At 33.1% G+C, this 15,488-nt stretch carries 30 protein-coding genes; all 30 read right to left on the bottom strand.

Annotated elements, in window-relative coordinates:
* Positions 1–18: 18 nt before the first annotated feature.
* A complete protein-coding gene (rpsK, locus tag H6589_09220; protein MCB9174775.1) occupies positions 19–405 on the bottom strand; it encodes a 30S ribosomal protein S11 in 387 nt (128 codons plus the stop codon).
* A 21-nt stretch (positions 406–426) separates the two neighbouring features.
* Positions 427–804 (bottom strand): 30S ribosomal protein S13, encoded by a 378-nt coding sequence (gene rpsM / locus H6589_09215; GenBank protein MCB9174774.1) that lies wholly within the window; start codon positions 802–804, stop codon positions 427–429.
* A gap of 16 nt (positions 805–820) precedes the next feature.
* Entirely contained in the window at positions 821–937 is a 117-nt protein-coding gene (gene rpmJ, locus H6589_09210) for a 50S ribosomal protein L36 (GenBank protein ID MCB9174773.1), read from the bottom strand.
* Between the two features lie 40 nt (positions 938–977).
* Entirely contained in the window at positions 978–1,196 is a 219-nt protein-coding gene (gene infA / locus H6589_09205) for a translation initiation factor IF-1 (protein MCB9174772.1), read from the bottom strand.
* Positions 1,196–1,981, bottom strand: a complete 786-nt coding sequence (gene map / locus H6589_09200; GenBank protein ID MCB9174771.1) for a type I methionyl aminopeptidase — start codon at positions 1,979–1,981, stop codon at positions 1,196–1,198. The genes infA and map overlap by 1 nt, the downstream gene beginning before the upstream one ends.
* 6 nt (positions 1,982–1,987) lie before the next feature.
* A complete protein-coding gene (secY, locus tag H6589_09195; protein ID MCB9174770.1) occupies positions 1,988–3,337 on the bottom strand; it encodes a preprotein translocase subunit SecY in 1,350 nt (449 codons plus the stop codon).
* Between the two features lie 7 nt (positions 3,338–3,344).
* Positions 3,345–3,791 carry a 50S ribosomal protein L15 gene (gene rplO / locus H6589_09190; protein MCB9174769.1) on the bottom strand — a complete coding sequence of 149 codons (447 nt, stop codon included), beginning with the start codon at positions 3,789–3,791 and terminating at the stop codon, positions 3,345–3,347.
* A gap of 18 nt (positions 3,792–3,809) precedes the next feature.
* Complete coding sequence (gene rpmD / locus H6589_09185) at positions 3,810–3,986, bottom strand: 50S ribosomal protein L30 (GenBank protein ID MCB9174768.1); 177 nt, start codon at positions 3,984–3,986, stop codon at positions 3,810–3,812.
* A 4-nt stretch (positions 3,987–3,990) separates the two neighbouring features.
* Entirely contained in the window at positions 3,991–4,509 is a 519-nt protein-coding gene (gene rpsE / locus H6589_09180; protein MCB9174767.1) for a 30S ribosomal protein S5, read from the bottom strand.
* A 24-nt stretch (positions 4,510–4,533) separates the two neighbouring features.
* Positions 4,534–4,890 carry a 50S ribosomal protein L18 gene (locus H6589_09175; protein ID MCB9174766.1) on the bottom strand — a complete coding sequence of 119 codons (357 nt, stop codon included), beginning with the start codon at positions 4,888–4,890 and terminating at the stop codon, positions 4,534–4,536.
* A gap of 19 nt (positions 4,891–4,909) precedes the next feature.
* Positions 4,910–5,464: a 50S ribosomal protein L6 gene (rplF, locus tag H6589_09170; GenBank protein MCB9174765.1), complete on the bottom strand. Its 555-nt coding sequence runs from the start codon at positions 5,462–5,464 to the stop codon at positions 4,910–4,912.
* An 18-nt stretch (positions 5,465–5,482) separates the two neighbouring features.
* On the bottom strand, positions 5,483–5,884 hold the full coding sequence (gene rpsH / locus H6589_09165) for a 30S ribosomal protein S8 (GenBank protein MCB9174764.1): 402 nt from the start codon (positions 5,882–5,884) through the stop codon (positions 5,483–5,485).
* A 52-nt stretch (positions 5,885–5,936) separates the two neighbouring features.
* Positions 5,937–6,206, bottom strand: a complete 270-nt coding sequence (gene rpsN / locus H6589_09160) for a 30S ribosomal protein S14 (GenBank protein ID MCB9174763.1) — start codon at positions 6,204–6,206, stop codon at positions 5,937–5,939.
* Between the two features lie 5 nt (positions 6,207–6,211).
* On the bottom strand, positions 6,212–6,763 hold the full coding sequence (gene rplE, locus H6589_09155; GenBank protein ID MCB9174762.1) for a 50S ribosomal protein L5: 552 nt from the start codon (positions 6,761–6,763) through the stop codon (positions 6,212–6,214).
* Complete coding sequence (gene rplX / locus H6589_09150) at positions 6,763–7,089, bottom strand: 50S ribosomal protein L24 (protein ID MCB9174761.1); 327 nt, start codon at positions 7,087–7,089, stop codon at positions 6,763–6,765. The genes rplE and rplX overlap by 1 nt, the downstream gene beginning before the upstream one ends.
* Positions 7,090–7,107: 18 nt before the next feature.
* Positions 7,108–7,476, bottom strand: coding sequence for a 50S ribosomal protein L14 (gene rplN, locus H6589_09145; GenBank protein ID MCB9174760.1), 369 nt, complete (start codon positions 7,474–7,476; stop codon positions 7,108–7,110).
* A gap of 1 nt (position 7,477) precedes the next feature.
* Entirely contained in the window at positions 7,478–7,735 is a 258-nt protein-coding gene (rpsQ, locus tag H6589_09140; protein ID MCB9174759.1) for a 30S ribosomal protein S17, read from the bottom strand.
* Between the two features lie 11 nt (positions 7,736–7,746).
* A complete protein-coding gene (rpmC, locus tag H6589_09135) occupies positions 7,747–7,941 on the bottom strand; it encodes a 50S ribosomal protein L29 (protein MCB9174758.1) in 195 nt (64 codons plus the stop codon).
* Positions 7,942–7,959: 18 nt separating this feature from the next.
* Positions 7,960–8,379: a 50S ribosomal protein L16 gene (gene rplP / locus H6589_09130; protein ID MCB9174757.1), complete on the bottom strand. Its 420-nt coding sequence runs from the start codon at positions 8,377–8,379 to the stop codon at positions 7,960–7,962.
* A gap of 33 nt (positions 8,380–8,412) precedes the next feature.
* Positions 8,413–9,147 (bottom strand): 30S ribosomal protein S3, encoded by a 735-nt coding sequence (rpsC, locus tag H6589_09125; GenBank protein ID MCB9174756.1) that lies wholly within the window; start codon positions 9,145–9,147, stop codon positions 8,413–8,415.
* 4 nt (positions 9,148–9,151) lie between these two features.
* Complete coding sequence (gene rplV, locus H6589_09120) at positions 9,152–9,547, bottom strand: 50S ribosomal protein L22 (GenBank protein MCB9174755.1); 396 nt, start codon at positions 9,545–9,547, stop codon at positions 9,152–9,154.
* Between the two features lie 11 nt (positions 9,548–9,558).
* Complete coding sequence (gene rpsS / locus H6589_09115; GenBank protein ID MCB9174754.1) at positions 9,559–9,840, bottom strand: 30S ribosomal protein S19; 282 nt, start codon at positions 9,838–9,840, stop codon at positions 9,559–9,561.
* Between the two features lie 7 nt (positions 9,841–9,847).
* The gene (rplB, locus tag H6589_09110) at positions 9,848–10,672 is read right to left on the bottom strand and encodes a 50S ribosomal protein L2 (GenBank protein ID MCB9174753.1); all 825 of its coding nucleotides are present in this window, start codon (positions 10,670–10,672) and stop codon (positions 9,848–9,850) included.
* 52 nt (positions 10,673–10,724) lie between these two features.
* Entirely contained in the window at positions 10,725–11,015 is a 291-nt protein-coding gene (gene rplW / locus H6589_09105) for a 50S ribosomal protein L23 (GenBank protein MCB9174752.1), read from the bottom strand.
* Between the two features lies 1 nt (position 11,016).
* Positions 11,017–11,646: a 50S ribosomal protein L4 gene (gene rplD / locus H6589_09100; protein ID MCB9174751.1), complete on the bottom strand. Its 630-nt coding sequence runs from the start codon at positions 11,644–11,646 to the stop codon at positions 11,017–11,019.
* 16 nt (positions 11,647–11,662) lie between these two features.
* A complete protein-coding gene (gene rplC, locus H6589_09095) occupies positions 11,663–12,277 on the bottom strand; it encodes a 50S ribosomal protein L3 (protein MCB9174750.1) in 615 nt (204 codons plus the stop codon).
* Positions 12,278–12,295: 18 nt separating this feature from the next.
* Positions 12,296–12,601: a 30S ribosomal protein S10 gene (gene rpsJ / locus H6589_09090; protein MCB9174749.1), complete on the bottom strand. Its 306-nt coding sequence runs from the start codon at positions 12,599–12,601 to the stop codon at positions 12,296–12,298.
* 12 nt (positions 12,602–12,613) lie between these two features.
* Positions 12,614–14,719 carry an elongation factor G gene (fusA, locus tag H6589_09085; protein MCB9174748.1) on the bottom strand — a complete coding sequence of 702 codons (2,106 nt, stop codon included), beginning with the start codon at positions 14,717–14,719 and terminating at the stop codon, positions 12,614–12,616.
* Positions 14,720–14,744: 25 nt separating this feature from the next.
* Positions 14,745–15,215 (bottom strand): 30S ribosomal protein S7, encoded by a 471-nt coding sequence (gene rpsG, locus H6589_09080; GenBank protein MCB9174747.1) that lies wholly within the window; start codon positions 15,213–15,215, stop codon positions 14,745–14,747.
* Between the two features lie 22 nt (positions 15,216–15,237).
* Positions 15,238–15,488, bottom strand: a 251-nt coding sequence (gene rpsL, locus H6589_09075; protein MCB9174746.1) for a 30S ribosomal protein S12, incomplete at its 5' end; no start/stop codon positions are given.

Raw genomic sequence — 15,488 nt, 5'->3', positions numbered from 1 at the left:
TCGGTTTATATTAATTTACTATACTCTTCTTCTTTTTGGAGGACGACATCCATTGTGAGGTAGTGGAGTAATATCTACTATCTCAGTTACAAGGATACCTGCATTATGGATTGTTCTGATTGCAGACTCTCTTCCTGCTCCTGGTCCTTTTACAAAAACTTTAACTTTTCTAAGTCCATTTTCATAAGCTTCTTTTGAACAATCGGCAGCAGCTAATTGAGCAGCATAAGGAGTGTTCTTTTTAGAACCTCTAAAGCCCATTTTGCCAGCCGAAGACCATGATATAACTTGTCCACTATTGTTAGTTAAACTAACAATAATATTATTAAAAGAGGCGTGAATATGAGCTTGTCCGTAAGCCTCAACAATTACCTTCTTTTTCTTCTTTACGTTTGTTTTTGCCATTTTATAAAGACTCTTTATTTATTATTTAGTTACTTTTTTCTTGTTAGCAACTGTTTTCTTTTTACCTTTTCTTGTTCTAGAATTGTTTTTTGTGCGTTGACCTCTTAATGGTAAACCAGATCTATGTCTAACACCTCTATAACAACCTATATCCATTAAACGCTTAATGTTTAATTGAACCTCTGATCTTAAAGCACCTTCTACTTTAAATTCATCATTAAGAATCTGTCTGATTTTTGACAAATCATCATCATCCCAATCTTGAACTTTTTTATTTTCATCAATACCAGCATTACCTAAAATCTTCGTAGCTGAAGATTTTCCAATACCATAGATGTATGTTAGGCCTATAACGCCTCGTTTGTGTTTTGGTAAATCTATACCTGCAATTCTTGCCATAATTACTAATTATATTTTATCCTTGTCTTTGTTTAAACTTCGGGTTCTTTTTGTTAATTACGTACAAACGTCCTTTTCTGCGAACAATTTTACAGTCTGCACTTCTTTTTTTAACTGATGCTCTTACTTTCATCTTTTCTAATATTTATCCGTTAATCAACGGAGTAATTAATTTATTTGTATCTAAATGAAATTCTTCCTTTTGATAAATCATAAGGAGACATTTCCACTTTTACTTTATCACCTGGTAAAATTCTAATGTAATGCATTCTCATTTTACCAGAAATATGTGCCGTTAATATATGGCCATTTTCTAACTCTACTCTAAACATTGCGTTTGACAATGCTTCGATTATCGTTCCATCTTGTTCTATAGATGCTTGTTTTGCCATTAATTTTTATTATTTAATACTTCTTCTATAAATTTATGTGATGATAACACTTCAGCTTTTCCTTTTCTTACCACAACATCATGCTCAAAGTGAGCAGATGGTTTTCCATCTTTAGTTATTATCGTCCAACCGTCTTTATCTTGAATCACATTTCGAACTCCCATATTAATCATAGGCTCTATTGCAATTACCATCCCTTCTTTTAACATTAACCCTGTACCTCTTTTTCCATAATTTGGAACTTCTGGTGCCTCATGTAAATCTTTTCCTAATCCGTGTCCAACCAACTCTCTAACAACACCAAAACCGTTCTCTTCGGCATGACTTTGAACTGCGTAACCAATATCTCCAATTCTGTTACCAGCAACTGCAGCATCGATAGCTTTATTCAAACATTCTTTTGTTACTTGTAAGAGTTTTTTAATTTCATCGCTAACATTACCTACTTCAAAAGTATAAGCAACATCGCCATAGAAACCGTTTTTTAAAACTCCACAATCAACTGAAATAATATCGCCATCTTTTAACGGTTTATTATTCGGAATACCATGAACAACAGCAGCATTTAAAGAAGTACATAAGGTATTAGGGAAATCATACATTCCTAAAAAACCAGGAACTGCATTGTTATCTCTAATAAACTCTTCTGCTATTTTATCTAACTCTAATGTTGTTACACCAGGCTTAATAATTTTAGCAACTTCCGCTAATGTTTTACCAACAAGTAAAGAACTTTCTCTTATTAACTCAATCTCTTCTTCTGTTTTATAAAAAATCTTTCCCATAAAACATTATCCAGCCATACCCATTCCTGTGCTAGATCTTCCTTTTATTTTCCCTGTTTTCATTAATCCATCATAATGACGCATTAATAAATGACTTTCAATTTGTTGCAATGTATCTAAAATAACACCCACCATAATTAATAGTGAAGTTCCACCGTAGAAATAAGCAAATGAATTATTTACTCCAGCAACCATAGCAAAAGCTGGTAATATTGCAACCAATGCTAAAAATATAGATCCTGGCAATGTTATTCTCGACATCACATTATCAATAAACTCTGAGGTTTTTTTACCTGGTTTAATACCTGGTATAAAACCACCATTACGTTTCATATCATCAGCCATTTGATTAGGATTTACTGTTACCGCTGTATAGAAGTAAGTAAATGCAATAATCATTAATGCAAATGTTAAGTTATATGCAAAACCAGCTGGATTACTAAATGTAGTTACAAACCATGATGTTACCGAACCTTCACCAAAACCAGCTAATGTTAATGGAATAAACATAATTGCTTGAGCAAAGATGATTGGCATAACTCCAGCAGCATTAACCTTTAAAGGAATATACTGACGAACACCACCATATTGTTTATTTCCAACAATTCTTTTAGCATATTGTACTGGAATTCTTCTAGTGCCTTGTACTAACAAGATAGATAATACAATAACTAATAAAAGTAATGCAACCTCAATTAACAAGATAATTGGACCACCAACACCACCAATACCAAATCTCGAAGCAATTTCAAAGATAAACGCAGATGGTAGATTAGCTACGATACCAATCATAATCAATAAAGATATACCGTTTCCAATTCCTTTTTCAGTAATTCTTTCACCAATCCACATTACAAACATAGTACCTGTTACAAGTAACAATACGGTAGAGAACCACCACATTGGACCTGCATCAGGAACAACTCCTTGATGGGTTGTAATTTGTGAAGCAATGTAACCTGGCGCTTGAAATCCAGTAATAACTATGGTTAAAAATCGAGTAATTTGATTAACTTTTCTTCTACCACTCTCTCCTTCTTTTTGTAACCGCTGAAAATATGGTATAGCCATACCTAGCAACTGAATAACAATAGAAGCAGAAATGTAAGGCATAATCCCTAAAGCAAATATCGACGCTCTAGAAAAAGCTCCACCGGCAAATATATTAATCAAATCCAATAACCCTCCACTTGCATTATTAGCATTTGCTGCCTCTAATGCTGAAGAATCTACACCTGGAAGAACAACATAAGAACCCAATCTATACACTAATAATAATCCTAGTGTAGTAATAATTCGAGCTCTTAGGTCTTCAATACTCCAAATGTTTTTTATTGTATTTATAAATTTTTTCATTCTTTATTTAAAGAGTATTTGCTGTACCTCCTGCTGCTTCAATAGCTGCTTTAGCAGTTGCTGAAAAAGCGTGAACAGTTACATCTAATTTTGCTTTTAATTCACCTCTTCCTAAAATTTTAATTTTATCATTTTTAGAAGCTAAACCGTTTTCTAAAATCACGTCAATTGTAATTTCTTTAACTTTTTTGTTGTCTACTAAAAATTGAAGAGAGTCTAAATTGATTCCTTTAAATTCTTTACGATTTACGTTGGTAAATCCAAATTTAGGGACACGTCTTTGAAGAGGCATTTGACCACCTTCAAAACCAATTTTTCTTGAATAACCTGATCTAGATTTCGCTCCCTTGTGTCCTCTTGTTGAAGTACCACCTCTTCCTGATCCTTGACCACGTCCTACTCGCTTACGCTGTTTTGTTGAACCTTCCGCAGGTTTTAAATTTGATAAGTTCATCTTAATTATATTATATTATTATTTTTCAACTTGAACTAAATGTTGAACAGTTCTAACCATTCCTAATATTTGAGGAGTAGCTTCATGTTCTACAGTTTGGTTCATTTTTCTTAAGCCAAGAGCAACTAACGTCTTTTTTTGGTTAGCTGGTCTTTTAATTTGACTTTTTACTTGTTTGATTTTAATTTTTGCCATTTTCTTAACCGTTAAATACTTTATCTAAATCAATACCTCTTTGGTCAGCAACACTGTAAGCATCTCTTAATTGTTCTAAAGCATTTAATGTAGCTTTTACAACGTTGTGAGGATTTGAAGATCCTTTTGATTTTGCTAATACATCAGTAATACCAACACTTTCGAATACAGCACGCATAGCACCACCAGCAATAACACCAGTACCGTGCGATGCAGGTCTGATGAATACTCTAGCACCACCAAACTTACCGTTTTGTTCGTGAGGTATTGTTCCGTTTAATACTGGAACTTTAATTAAATTTTTCTTAGCAGCCTCAATACCTTTAGTAATTGCTTCGGTTACTTCATTAGCTTTACCTAATCCGTGTCCTACCACATTTTTCTCATCACCAACAACTACTATTGCTGAAAAACTGAAATTTCTACCACCTTTAGTTACTTTAGTTACTCTATTAATAGCAACTAATTTATCTTTAAGTTCAGTTTCTATTGATCTAACTCTTTTTGTGTTTGAATTTGTCATAACAATTTTCTCTAATACTTTTATTTAGAATTTTAATCCACCTTCACGAGCACCTTCGGCAAGAGCCTGAACTCTTCCATGGTATAAATAACCATTTCTATCGAAAGCGATATTTTCTATTCCTGCTTTTACAGCTTTTTCAGCAATTGCTTTACCAACTAAGGCAGCAATTTCCTTTTTAGTTCCTTTTGCAGATTTAATGTCTTTTTGAACAGAAGATGCAGCAACTAGAGTTGTAGCTGTTTCGTCGTTAATAATTTGAGCATAAATCTCATTATTACTTCTAAAAACAGATAGTCTTGGATGCGAGGTAGTACCTTTCACAACCTTTCTAATTCTTCTTTTAATTCTTAATCTTCTATCTTTTTTACTTAGTGCCATAATACTTTTTTATTATGAATTATTTTTTACCTGCAGATTTTCCTGCTTTTCTTCTTAATTGTTCACCAACGAACTTAATACCTTTACCTTTATATGGTTCCGGTTTTCTTAGTGATCTGATTTTTGCAGCTACATGACCTATTAACTGTTTGTCATGTGACTCAAGAATAATTGTTGGATTTTTCCCTCTTTCAGTAGCAGTAGTAACTTTAATTTCTGCTGGTAATTGAAAAACAATATTGTGAGAAAATCCTAGAGATAATTCAAGATTTTGACCTGTATTGCTTGCTCTATATCCAACACCTACTAATTCTTGTTCAGTTTTAAAACCTTTAGAAACACCTTCAACCATATTGTTGATTAAAGATCTGTAAAGACCATGTTTTGCTTTGTGAGGAATTTCCTCAGTTTTTCTCTTTACATTAATAACTTTATCTACCACTTCAACAGTAACACAGTCATCAACTTCTTGAGTCAAAACACCCTTTGGACCTTTAACTGTAACAAGACCATTTTCAACTTTTATTTCAACACCACTAGGTATATCAATTGGTGCATTTCCTATTCTTGACATAATTTTAAATCTTACTAATTAATAAACGTAACATAAAACTTCACCACCAACATTCTCTCTTCTTGCTTCTTTATCTGTCATTACTCCTTTTGAAGTAGAAACGATAGCAACACCTAAGCCATTAATTACTCTTGGTAATTCAGCTGAGCCAGAATATTTTCTTAAACCTGGTTTACTTGCTCTTTCGATATTCGTAATTGCAGAAACTTTAGTTTTAGGATGATATTTTAAAGCTATTTTAATATTTCCTTGAGTATTAGTATCCTCAAACTTATAGTTTAAGATGTATCCTTTATCAAAAAGAATTTTAGTCATTTCTTTTTTAATATTAGACGCAGGAATATCAACTATTCTATGTTTTGCGCTTGCAGCGTTTCTGATTCTTGTTAAAAAATCTGCTATTGGATCTGTCATTGTTATTATAATTATAGAATTTGTTTATTTCAAATTCTTCATTCTGTATTATTGTTAATTACCAGCTTGCTTTTCTAATTCCAGGTATTAATCCTGAAGAAGCCATTTCTCTAAAAGTAACACGAGAAATACCAAATTGTCTCATATAACCTCTTGGTCTTCCAGTTAATTGACATCTATTGTGTAATCTAACTTTCGAAGAGTTTTTTGGTAATTTTTGTAACGCTTCCCAATCGCCAGCTTCTTTCAATGCAGCTCTTTTTTCTGCATATTTAGCAACCATAGCTTCTCTTTTGCGTTCTCTCGCTTTCATTGATTCTTTAGCCATATCTCTTATTTTTTCTTAAACGGTAAACCGAATTCAGTTAATAATGCCATTCCTTCCTCGTTGGTTTTAGCAGACGTTACAAAAGTAATATCCATACCAGTTACATTTTTGATTTTATCAATATCAATCTCTGGAAAGATAATTTGTTCTTTAACACCAAGTGTATAATTTCCTTGACCATCAAAACCTCTTGCTTCAACTCCTCTAAAATCTCTAGTTCTTGGTAAAGCAACAGCAATTAATCTGTCTAAGAATTCATACATTTTGTCACCTCTAAGCGTTACTCTTGCTCCAATTGGAATACCTTTTCTTAACTTAAAGTTAGAGATATCTTTTTTAGAGTAAGTAGCGTTAGCTTTTTGACCAGAAATAATAGTCATTTCTTCTAATGCAGATTCAATTAATCTTTTATCAGAAACAGCTTCTCCAACTCCTTGGTTTAAACAAATTTTTTGTAGTCTAGGTACTTGCATTATTGAGCTGTAACCAAACTTATCTTTTAAAGAAGAAACTATTTCTTCTTTATACTTAACTTTTAATCTAGGTGCGTAATTCATTATGCTATAACCTCCCCTGATTTTTTAGAATATCTTACTTTTTTACCTTTTGCATCCACTTTTCTACCAATTCTTGATGGTTTACCCGATTTAGGGTCAATCACCATTACGTTAGAAATATGAATAGTTGCTTCTTGGTGTACAATTCCACCTTGAGGATTTGCAGCATTTGGTTTTGTGTGTTTTGATACTTTTTTAATATCATCACCCTCAACAATAACTCTGCTTTTCTCTAAGTACACTTTTTTAACTGTACCCTCAGCACCTTTAGATTCTCCTGCAATAACTTTTACAGTGTCTCCCTTTTTTATATTAAATTTAGTCATAACTAAAAAATTTCTTATTTATAGTACTTCTGGAGCTAATGATACAATTTTCATAAACTCTTTTTCACGTAGTTCTCTTGCTACAGGTCCAAAAATCCTTGTTCCTCTCATTTCACCAGCAGCATTTAAAAGAACAGCAGCATTATCGTCAAATCTAATGTACGAACCATCAGGTCTTCTAATTTCTTTTCTTGTTCTTACCACTACTGCTTTAGCAACAGCACCTTTTTTTACGTTACCTGAAGGCATAGCGTGTTTAACACTAACAACGATGGTATCTCCAACAGAAGCATATCTTCTTCTTGTACCACCTAATACTTTTATACAAAGTACTTCTTTAGCTCCGCTATTGTCTGCAACAGATAATCTTGATTCTACTTGTATCATATTATTTAGCTCTTTCTAAAATTTCAACTAATCTCCAACATTTGTTTTTGCTCAATGGTTTTGTTTCCATTATTTTAACTGTATCACCAATGTTACAGTCATTTTTTTCGTCATGAGCCATGAACTTTGTTGTAGTTTTAACAAACTTACCGTAGATAGGGTGTTTCACCTTTCTTTCTACTGTAACGGTAATTGATTTGTCCATTTTGTTACTAACAACCAAACCAACTCTCTCTTTTCTTAAGTTTCTATCTTCCATCTTAAGTTATTTTATGCCTGAAGCACTCTTTTTCTAAGTTCTGTATTAATTCTAGCAATTGTTCTTCTAACAACTTTAATTTGTGAAGGGTTTTCCAATGGAGAAACCGCATGGCTCAATTTAAATTTATTTAGAACACTTTTTTGCTCTTGTAGTTTTTCAGTTAAATCATCAACCGAAAGATCTTTTATATCTACTTGCTTCATCTATCTTTGATCTTAATATTATTCTGTATAATCTCTTCTTGTAATAAATTTGGTTTTAATCGGTAACTTTTGAGCTGCTAATCTTAATGCTTCTTTAGCAATTTCTAATGGAACACCATCAGCTTCAAAAATGATTCTTCCTGGTTTTACAGTAGCTACCCAAAGCTCTGGTGAACCTTTACCTTTACCCATCCTTACTTCAGCAGGTTTTTTAGTTACAGGTTTATCAGGAAATACTCTTATCCAAATTTGACCTTCTCTTTTCATGTATCTTGTTACGGCAATCCTTGCAGCTTCAATTTGACGAGCTGTCATCCAACACTCTTCCATTGATTTGATTGCAAACGAGCCAAATGCAATTTGAGATCCTCTTAAAGCGTTTCCTTTCATACGCCCTTTTTGCATTTTTCTATATTTCGTTCTTTTAGGTTGTAACATCTTACTATATCTTAAATTATACTACTAATCTTATTATTTATTTCCTCTTCTTTTCGCTCCGCCTCTAAACTTTTTATCGTTAGCTGGTGCTTGTGCATTAGATTTTGCTTTAGATTGTCCAACGTTTGGAGATAAATCTCTTTTTCCGTAAACTTCACCTTTACAAATCCATACTTTAACACCTAATCTACCATATGTTGTGTGAGCTTCACTTAAAGCATAATCAATATCAGCTCTAAATGTATGTAATGGAGTTCTTCCTTCTTTATACCCTTCTGAACGAGCCATCTCAGCACCACCTAATCTACCAGAAACTAACACTTTAATTCCTTCTGCACCCATTCTCATTGTAGAAGCGATAGACATTTTTGCAGCACGTCTGAAAGAAATTCTTCCTTCAATTTGTTTTGCAATACCATCAGCTACTAATTGAGCATCTAATTCTGGTCTTTTTATTTCAAAAATATTTATTTGAACGTCTTTTTTAGTGATTTTCTTCAATTCCTCTCTCAACATATCAACCTCTTTACCACCTTTACCAATGATAATACCTGGTCTTGAAGTGTTAACAGTTACAGTAATTACCTTTAGAGTTCTTTCAATAATAATTTTAGAGACACTAGCTTTTTGTAAACGAGCCATTAAATACTCTCTAATTTTATAGTCTTCAACAATCTTGTCGGCATATTTATTACCACCGTACCAATTTGAATCCCATCCTCTAATGATTCCTAGTCTGTTTGATATTGGATTTACTTTTTGTCCCATTTTATTAATTTAAACTGTCAACAACTAATGTAACGTGATTTGATCTTTTTCTAACTCTATGAGCTCTACCTTGTGGAGCTGGTTGAATTCTTTTTAACATTCTAGCACTATCAACCATAACTGATTTAACAACTAAATTGTTTTCTTCAGGTCTAAGGCCTTCATTTTTTGCTTCCCAATTTGCAATAGCAGACTTTAATAATTTTTCAAGTCTTCTTGATGCATCTTGCGAGCTAAATTTTAACATTGATAAAGCTTTAAATACTTCTTTGCCTCTAACCATATCAGCAACTAATCTCATTTTTCGAGGAGAAGTAGGGCAATTGTTAAGCTTAGCAAAACTTACCGTTTTCTTAGCTTCTTTTGATTGCTCAGCCTTTATTCTTTTTCTAGCACCCATAATAATCTATTTTATTTTCTTCCTTTATCTTTTTTATTTCCACCATGACCTCTAAAAGTTCTTGTTGGAGCGAATTCACCTAATTTATGTCCTACCATATTTTCAGTAACATAAACTGGAATAAATTTATTTCCATTATGAACTGCTATAGTTAAGCCAACAAAATCTGGAGAAATCATTGAAGCTCTTGACCAAGTTTTAAGAACAGTCTTTTTTTGAGTTTGTTGAGACTCTTCAACTCTCTGCTGTAACTTATAATGTATAAACGGTGGTTTTTTTAACGAACGACTCATATCTTAATTATTTCTTTCTTCTTTCAATTATATATTTGCTTGAGCTTTTTTTCTTAGATCTTGTTTTGTAACCTTTAGCTGGTAAACCTTTTCTAGATCTTGGATGTTGTCCAGAATTTCTTCCTTCACCACCACCCATTGGGTGATCAACTGGATTCATAACAACACCTCTTACTCTTGGTCTTCTTCCTAACCATCTACTTCTACCTGCTTTACCTGATCTTTCTAACATGTGTTCAGAATTAGATACAGAACCGATAGTTGCTCTACAAGTAGCCAAAACTAATCTAGTTTCACCTGATGGTAATTTAATAACAACATAAGCACCATCTTTTGCAGTTAATTGAGCATAAGAACCAGCACTTCTTGCCATTTTAGCTCCTTGATTTGGTCTCAATTCAATGTTATGGATAACTGTTCCTAAAGGAATTTCTGATAAAAATAATGAGTTTCCAACTTCAGGTTCAACACCTTTTCCAGAAACTACTTCTTGCCCAACTTGTAATCCGTTTGGAGCAAGAATGTATCTTTTTTCACCATCCTTATAAAACAAAAGAGCAATTCTAGCAGTTCTGTTTGGATCGTATTCAATTGAATTAACAACACCAGGAACGCCGTCTTTGTCTCTTTTAAAATCTATTTCACGATATTTTTGCTTGTGACCACCACCAATGTAGCGCATAGTCATCTTTCCAGTGTTATTTCTACCACCAGATTTAGAACCACCAGACACTAAACTCTTTTCAGGTTTAGATGCAGATACTTCTTCAAAAGAATTTGCAATTTTATGTCTTTGCCCAGGAGTTATGGGTCTTAATTTTCTTACAGCCATTTTTGTTTATATCTTAAGAGGGTTGGAGCCCCCGTATAGGTTAATAAAATTTTTAAATATTACTATAGAAGTCAATCGCGTCTCCTTCAGCAACAGTAATGATAGCTTTTTTATACTTATTTGTTCTACCACTAACTAAACCTGCTTTAGTAAATCTTGATTTTGCTTTTCCATAATAATTCATAGTATTTACTGATTCAACAGTAACACCATACATTTTCTCAACAGCATTCTTTACCTGTATTTTGTTTGCTTTACAATCCACCAAAAAGCCATATCTATTAAGCTTTTCAGTTAGATTAGTCATTTTTTCAGTAACAACAGGTTTAACAATTACACTCATCTTATTTACTTAAAATAGTTTCTAAAGTTTTAACTGAACTTTCAGCTATAATAACACTGTTCGCATTCATTAAATCGTAAGTATTTATTTGCGAAGCGGTTACCACTTTAGCTCCCTTCAAATTTCGGGACGACAAATATACGTTTTTATTTAATTCAGAAAGCACTAATATAGATTTTTTATTCAAAAGTTCTAAATTATTTAAAATATCAATGTATTGCTTGGTTTGAGGACTATCAAAATTAAAATCCTCTAACACTAATATTGAACCTTCTTTAGCTTTGTATGATAAAGCAGATTTACGAGCTAATCTTTTTTGTTTGATATTTAATTTAAACTCATAGTCTCTTGGTCTTGGTCCGAACATTCTTCCTCCACCAACTCTAGTTCCAGATTTCAAACTACCAGCCCTTGCTCCACCAGTACCCTTTTGTTTTTTAATTTTTTTAGTACTCGCGGTTATTTCTCCTTTTTCTTTTGCTTTATGAGTTCCTTGTCTTTGATTAGCTAAGTATTGTTTTACATCTAAATAAATAGCATGATCGTTAGGCTCAATAGCAAAGATAGCGTCAGATAAAGAAACTTTCTTTGAAGTATCTTTTCCTTTTATATTTTTTACAACTAATTCCATTTTTAACTTCTCCTTGTTATTTCTCTAATAAAACAAATGAACCTTTAGCACCAGGAACAGATCCTTTAACTACTATTAAGTTCTTTTCAGCATATACTTTAACTACCTCAAGGTTTTCAATCTTCACTCTATCTCCACCCATTCTTCCGGCCATTTTCATTCCTTTGAAAACTCTAGCTGGAGTAGAACAAGCACCAATAGAACCTGGAGCTCTTAATCTGTTGTGCTGACCGTGAGTTGCATCACCAACACCTCCAAAGTTGTGTCTTTTAACAACACCTTGGAAACCTTTACCTTTTGAAGTTCCAACTACATCAATCCATTCTCCTTCTTCAAATAAGTCAACACCTACAATGTCTCCTAAATTTTTTTCATCGAATCCTGCGAATTCAACTAATTTTCTTTTTGGTTCTACACCTGCTTTTTTAAAGTGTCCTTGCATAGCTTTTGGAGTTCTCTTTTCAGATTTATCTCCATAAGCTAACTGAACTGCTTCGTAGCCGTCGGTATCTACCTTTTTGACTTGTGTTACTACACAAGGACCAGCTTCTATAATCGTGCATGGTATATTTTTACCCTCAACACTGTAAACGCTAGTCATACCTAATTTTTTCCCTATCAATCCTGGCATTTTATTAATTTTTAATTGTTATACTTTTATTTCAACATCAACTCCACTTGGCAATTCAAGCTTCATTAAAGCATCAACAGTTTTAGATGTTGAACTATAAATATCAATTAGTCTTTTATAAGAAGATAATTGAAATTGCTCTCTTGCTTTCTTGTTAACGTGTGGAGATCTTAATACTGTAAAAATTCTTTTATGAGTAGGTAATGGTATTGGACCACTAACTACAGCTCCTGTACTTTTAACAGTTTTAACGATTTTTTCAGCTGATCTATCAACTAAATTGAAATCGTAAGATTTTAGTTTTATTCTAATTTTTTGGCTCATTCTTTATATATATTAAGCTACTACTTTACCTTTTGCTTTTGCTATTACTGCATCTGCAATATTTTTTGGACACTCCGCATATTGAGAGAATTCCATTGATGATGTTGCTCTACCTGAAGACATTGTTCTTAAAGCTGTAACATATCCAAACATTTCAGACAACGGAACTTTTGCTTTAATCACTTTTGCACCATGTCTATCATCCATTCCATCAATTTGACCTCTTCTTCTGTTCAAATCACCTACTATGTCACCCATGTTTTCTTCAGGAGTTACCACCTCAATCTTCATTAATGGCTCCAATATTACTGGATTAGCTTTTGGAATAGCTTCTCTAAAAGCCATTTTAGCTGCTAACTCAAATGATAATTGATCAGAATCCACTGCGTGGAATGAACCATCAAATAATGTTACTTTTAAGCTATCAATAGGATATCCAGCTAAAGGACCATTTTTCATAGCCTCTTTAAATCCTTTTTCTACTGAAGGAACAAATTCACGTGGGATATTACCACCTTTAATGTCATTAACAAATTCTAACCCTTCTTTTGAAGTGTCAGCAACTGACTCAATTCTTACTTGAATATCAGCAAATTTACCTCTACCACCAGATTGTTTTTTATAAACTTCTCTATGATCAACAGATCCAACAATAGCTTCTTTATAAGCAACTTGTGGTTCTCCTTGGTTAACCTCTACTTTAAATTCTCTTTTTAATCTATCAAGAATAATATCTAAATGTAATTCACCCATTCCACTTAATACTGTTTGACCTGAAGCCTCATCAGTATGAATAGTTAATGTTGGATCCTCTTCTGTTAATTTAGATAACGCCATACCCATTTTATCAACATCAGCCTGAGTTTTAGGCTCAATTGCAATACCAATAACTGGATCTGGGAAATTCATAGATTCTAATACGATAGGTGCTTTTTCATCACATAAAGTATCTCCTGTTTTAATATCTTTAAATCCAACTAATGCTCCAATATCTCCACAAGCTAGTTCTTCAATTTGATTTTGCTTGTTAGCGTGCATTTGGAATATTCTAGAAATACGTTCTTTATTTCCTGAACGAGTATTTAATACATAAGAACCCGCTTTTAAAACACCAGAGTAAGCTCTTGTAAAACACAAACGACCAACAAATGGATCTGTTGCAATTTTAAATGCTAATGCTGAAAAAGGCTCATCAAATGATGGTTTTCTAGCAATAGGCTCATCAGTTTTTGGATTGATTCCTTCAATAGCTTCAACATCTAATGGCGAAGGTAAAATTTCCATTACCATATCTAACATTGCCTGAACGCCTTTATTTTTAAAAGCCGATCCACACATCATTGGCACAACTTTACCACTAATTGTTGCTGCTCTTAAAGCATCTAATATTTCTCTTTCTGTTAAAGAATTTTCATCTTCAAAATACTTCTCCATTAAAGTTTCATCAAACTCAGCTACAGCCTCTAAAAGTTGACCTCTTAATTCTCTAGCTTCATCAATAATATCCGCAGGAATTTCAATTTCTTGAAAAGTCATACCTTGGTCTTCTTCATTCCAAGTAATACCTCTGAAATTAATTAAATCAACTACTCCCTTAAATGTATCTTCAGCACCAATATTCAATTGTAATGGCAAAGCATGACTACCTAACATTTCTTTAACTTGCTTACATACGTTCAAGAAATCAGCCCCTGATCTATCCATTTTATTAACGAATCCAATTCTTGGAACATTGTAATTGTTAGCCAATCTCCAGTTAGTTTCAGATTGAGGTTCAACACCATCAACAGCACTAAACAAGAAAACTAATCCATCTAATACTCTTAACGATCTATTTACTTCAACCGTAAAATCAACGTGACCAGGAGTATCAATAATATTAACATGATACTTCTGACCTCTATAATTCCAGTTTAATGTTGTAGCAGCAGAAGTAATTGTAATACCTCTTTCTTGCTCCTGTGCCATCCAGTCCATTGTTGCAGCACCATCGTGCACTTCACCAATTTTATGACTAACACCACCATAATACAATATACGTTCAGTTGTGGTTGTTTTACCTGCATCAATATGTGCAGCAATACCAATATTTCTTGTGTATTTTAAATCTCTTGCCATTTCTTTATTCCCTTATAAACTAAAATTAAAATCTAAAATGAGAGAAAGCTTTATTAGCCTCTGCCATTCTGTGAGTGTCTTCTTTCTTTTTGAAAGCTGCACCTTCTTCTTTATAAGCAGCTAAGATTTCTCCAGCTAATCGTTGAGCCATAGTTTTTTCATTCCTCTTTCTTGAAAAGGATATCATCCATTTCATTCCCATCGAAACTTTTCTATCTTCTCTAATAGGTTGAGGAATTTGGAAAGTTGCACCTCCAATCCTTCTGCTTCTCACTTCTACTCCTGGCGTAATATTTTCTAAAGCTTTTTGAAACACATCAACACAGTTGACATCTTCTACTTTTTTTGAAACCAAATCCATTGCATCGTAAAAAACTGTAAAAGCTACACTTTTCTTACCATCAAGCATTAAATTGTTTACAAACTGAGTAACTTTAGTATTATTAAACTTCGGATCTGGAAGTAATACTCTTTTTTTCGCTCTTGCTTTTCTCATAATATTTAATCCCTTTTAAGAATTATTTTTGTTTAGGACGTTTTGTACCGTATTTTGATCTTCTTTGAGTTCTACCATCAACTCCAGCTGTATCTAAAGCACCTCTTACTACATGATACTTAACCCCTGGTAAATCTTTAACTCTACCACCTCTAACTAATACAATCGAGTGTTCCTGCAAGTTATGACCCTCTCCTGGTATGTAGGCATTCACCTCATTACCATTAGTTAATCTTACCCTTGCAACTTTTCTCATAGCTGAGTTAGGTTTTT

Source organism: Flavobacteriales bacterium, assembly GCA_020635795.1.
In the GTDB taxonomy this organism is placed as follows: domain Bacteria; phylum Bacteroidota; class Bacteroidia; order Flavobacteriales_E; family Vicingaceae; genus Vicingus.
The sequence above is the reverse complement of the archived record's forward strand: the minus strand, read 5'-3'. Positions and strand labels throughout refer to the sequence as shown.

Bases quoted from the DNA above. Each gene is read 5' to 3' on its own strand.
- rpsE (MCB9174767.1), bottom strand. From the start codon at position 4,509: ATGACAAATTCAAACACAAAAAGAGTTAGATCAATAGAAACTGAACTT.
- rplC (MCB9174750.1), bottom strand. From the start codon at position 12,277: ATGCCAGGATTGATAGGGAAAAAATTAGGTATGACTAGCGTTTACAGT.
- rplD (MCB9174751.1), bottom strand. From the start codon at position 11,646: ATGGAATTAGTTGTAAAAAATATAAAAGGAAAAGATACTTCAAAGAAA.
- rpmJ (MCB9174773.1), bottom strand. From the start codon at position 937: ATGAAAGTAAGAGCATCAGTTAAAAAAAGAAGTGCAGACTGTAAAATT.
- rplE (MCB9174762.1), bottom strand. From the start codon at position 6,763: ATGAATTACGCACCTAGATTAAAAGTTAAGTATAAAGAAGAAATAGTT.
- fusA (MCB9174748.1), bottom strand. From the start codon at position 14,719: ATGGCAAGAGATTTAAAATACACAAGAAATATTGGTATTGCTGCACAT.
- rpsM (MCB9174774.1), bottom strand. From the start codon at position 804: ATGGCAAGAATTGCAGGTATAGATTTACCAAAACACAAACGAGGCGTT.
- rplF (MCB9174765.1), bottom strand. From the start codon at position 5,464: ATGTCAAGAATAGGAAATGCACCAATTGATATACCTAGTGGTGTTGAA.
- infA (MCB9174772.1), bottom strand. From the start codon at position 1,196: ATGGCAAAACAAGCATCTATAGAACAAGATGGAACGATAATCGAAGCA.
- rplP (MCB9174757.1), bottom strand. From the start codon at position 8,379: ATGTTACAACCTAAAAGAACGAAATATAGAAAAATGCAAAAAGGGCGT.
- rpmC (MCB9174758.1), bottom strand. From the start codon at position 7,941: ATGAAGCAAGTAGATATAAAAGATCTTTCGGTTGATGATTTAACTGAA.
- rpsN (MCB9174763.1), bottom strand. From the start codon at position 6,206: ATGGCTAAAGAATCAATGAAAGCGAGAGAACGCAAAAGAGAAGCTATG.
- rplN (MCB9174760.1), bottom strand. From the start codon at position 7,476: ATGATACAAGTAGAATCAAGATTATCTGTTGCAGACAATAGCGGAGCT.
- rplV (MCB9174755.1), bottom strand. From the start codon at position 9,547: ATGGGTGCTAGAAAAAGAATAAAGGCTGAGCAATCAAAAGAAGCTAAG.
- rpsK (MCB9174775.1), bottom strand. From the start codon at position 405: ATGGCAAAAACAAACGTAAAGAAGAAAAAGAAGGTAATTGTTGAGGCT.
- H6589_09175 (MCB9174766.1), bottom strand. From the start codon at position 4,890: ATGGCACTAAGTAAAAAAGATAGAAGATTAAGAATTAAAAGAAGAATT.
- rpsJ (MCB9174749.1), bottom strand. From the start codon at position 12,601: ATGAGCCAAAAAATTAGAATAAAACTAAAATCTTACGATTTCAATTTA.
- rplW (MCB9174752.1), bottom strand. From the start codon at position 11,015: ATGAGTGTAATTGTTAAACCTGTTGTTACTGAAAAAATGACTAATCTA.
- rplX (MCB9174761.1), bottom strand. From the start codon at position 7,089: ATGACTAAATTTAATATAAAAAAGGGAGACACTGTAAAAGTTATTGCA.
- rpsG (MCB9174747.1), bottom strand. From the start codon at position 15,215: ATGAGAAAAGCAAGAGCGAAAAAAAGAGTATTACTTCCAGATCCGAAG.
- rpmD (MCB9174768.1), bottom strand. From the start codon at position 3,986: ATGGCAAAAATTAAAATCAAACAAGTAAAAAGTCAAATTAAAAGACCA.
- rplO (MCB9174769.1), bottom strand. From the start codon at position 3,791: ATGAACTTATCAAATTTAAAACCTGCGGAAGGTTCAACAAAACAGCGT.
- rpsC (MCB9174756.1), bottom strand. From the start codon at position 9,147: ATGGGACAAAAAGTAAATCCAATATCAAACAGACTAGGAATCATTAGA.
- secY (MCB9174770.1), bottom strand. From the start codon at position 3,337: ATGAAAAAATTTATAAATACAATAAAAAACATTTGGAGTATTGAAGAC.
- rpsQ (MCB9174759.1), bottom strand. From the start codon at position 7,735: ATGGAAGATAGAAACTTAAGAAAAGAGAGAGTTGGTTTGGTTGTTAGT.
- map (MCB9174771.1), bottom strand. From the start codon at position 1,981: ATGGGAAAGATTTTTTATAAAACAGAAGAAGAGATTGAGTTAATAAGA.
- rplB (MCB9174753.1), bottom strand. From the start codon at position 10,672: ATGGCTGTAAGAAAATTAAGACCCATAACTCCTGGGCAAAGACATAAA.
- rpsS (MCB9174754.1), bottom strand. From the start codon at position 9,840: ATGAGTCGTTCGTTAAAAAAACCACCGTTTATACATTATAAGTTACAG.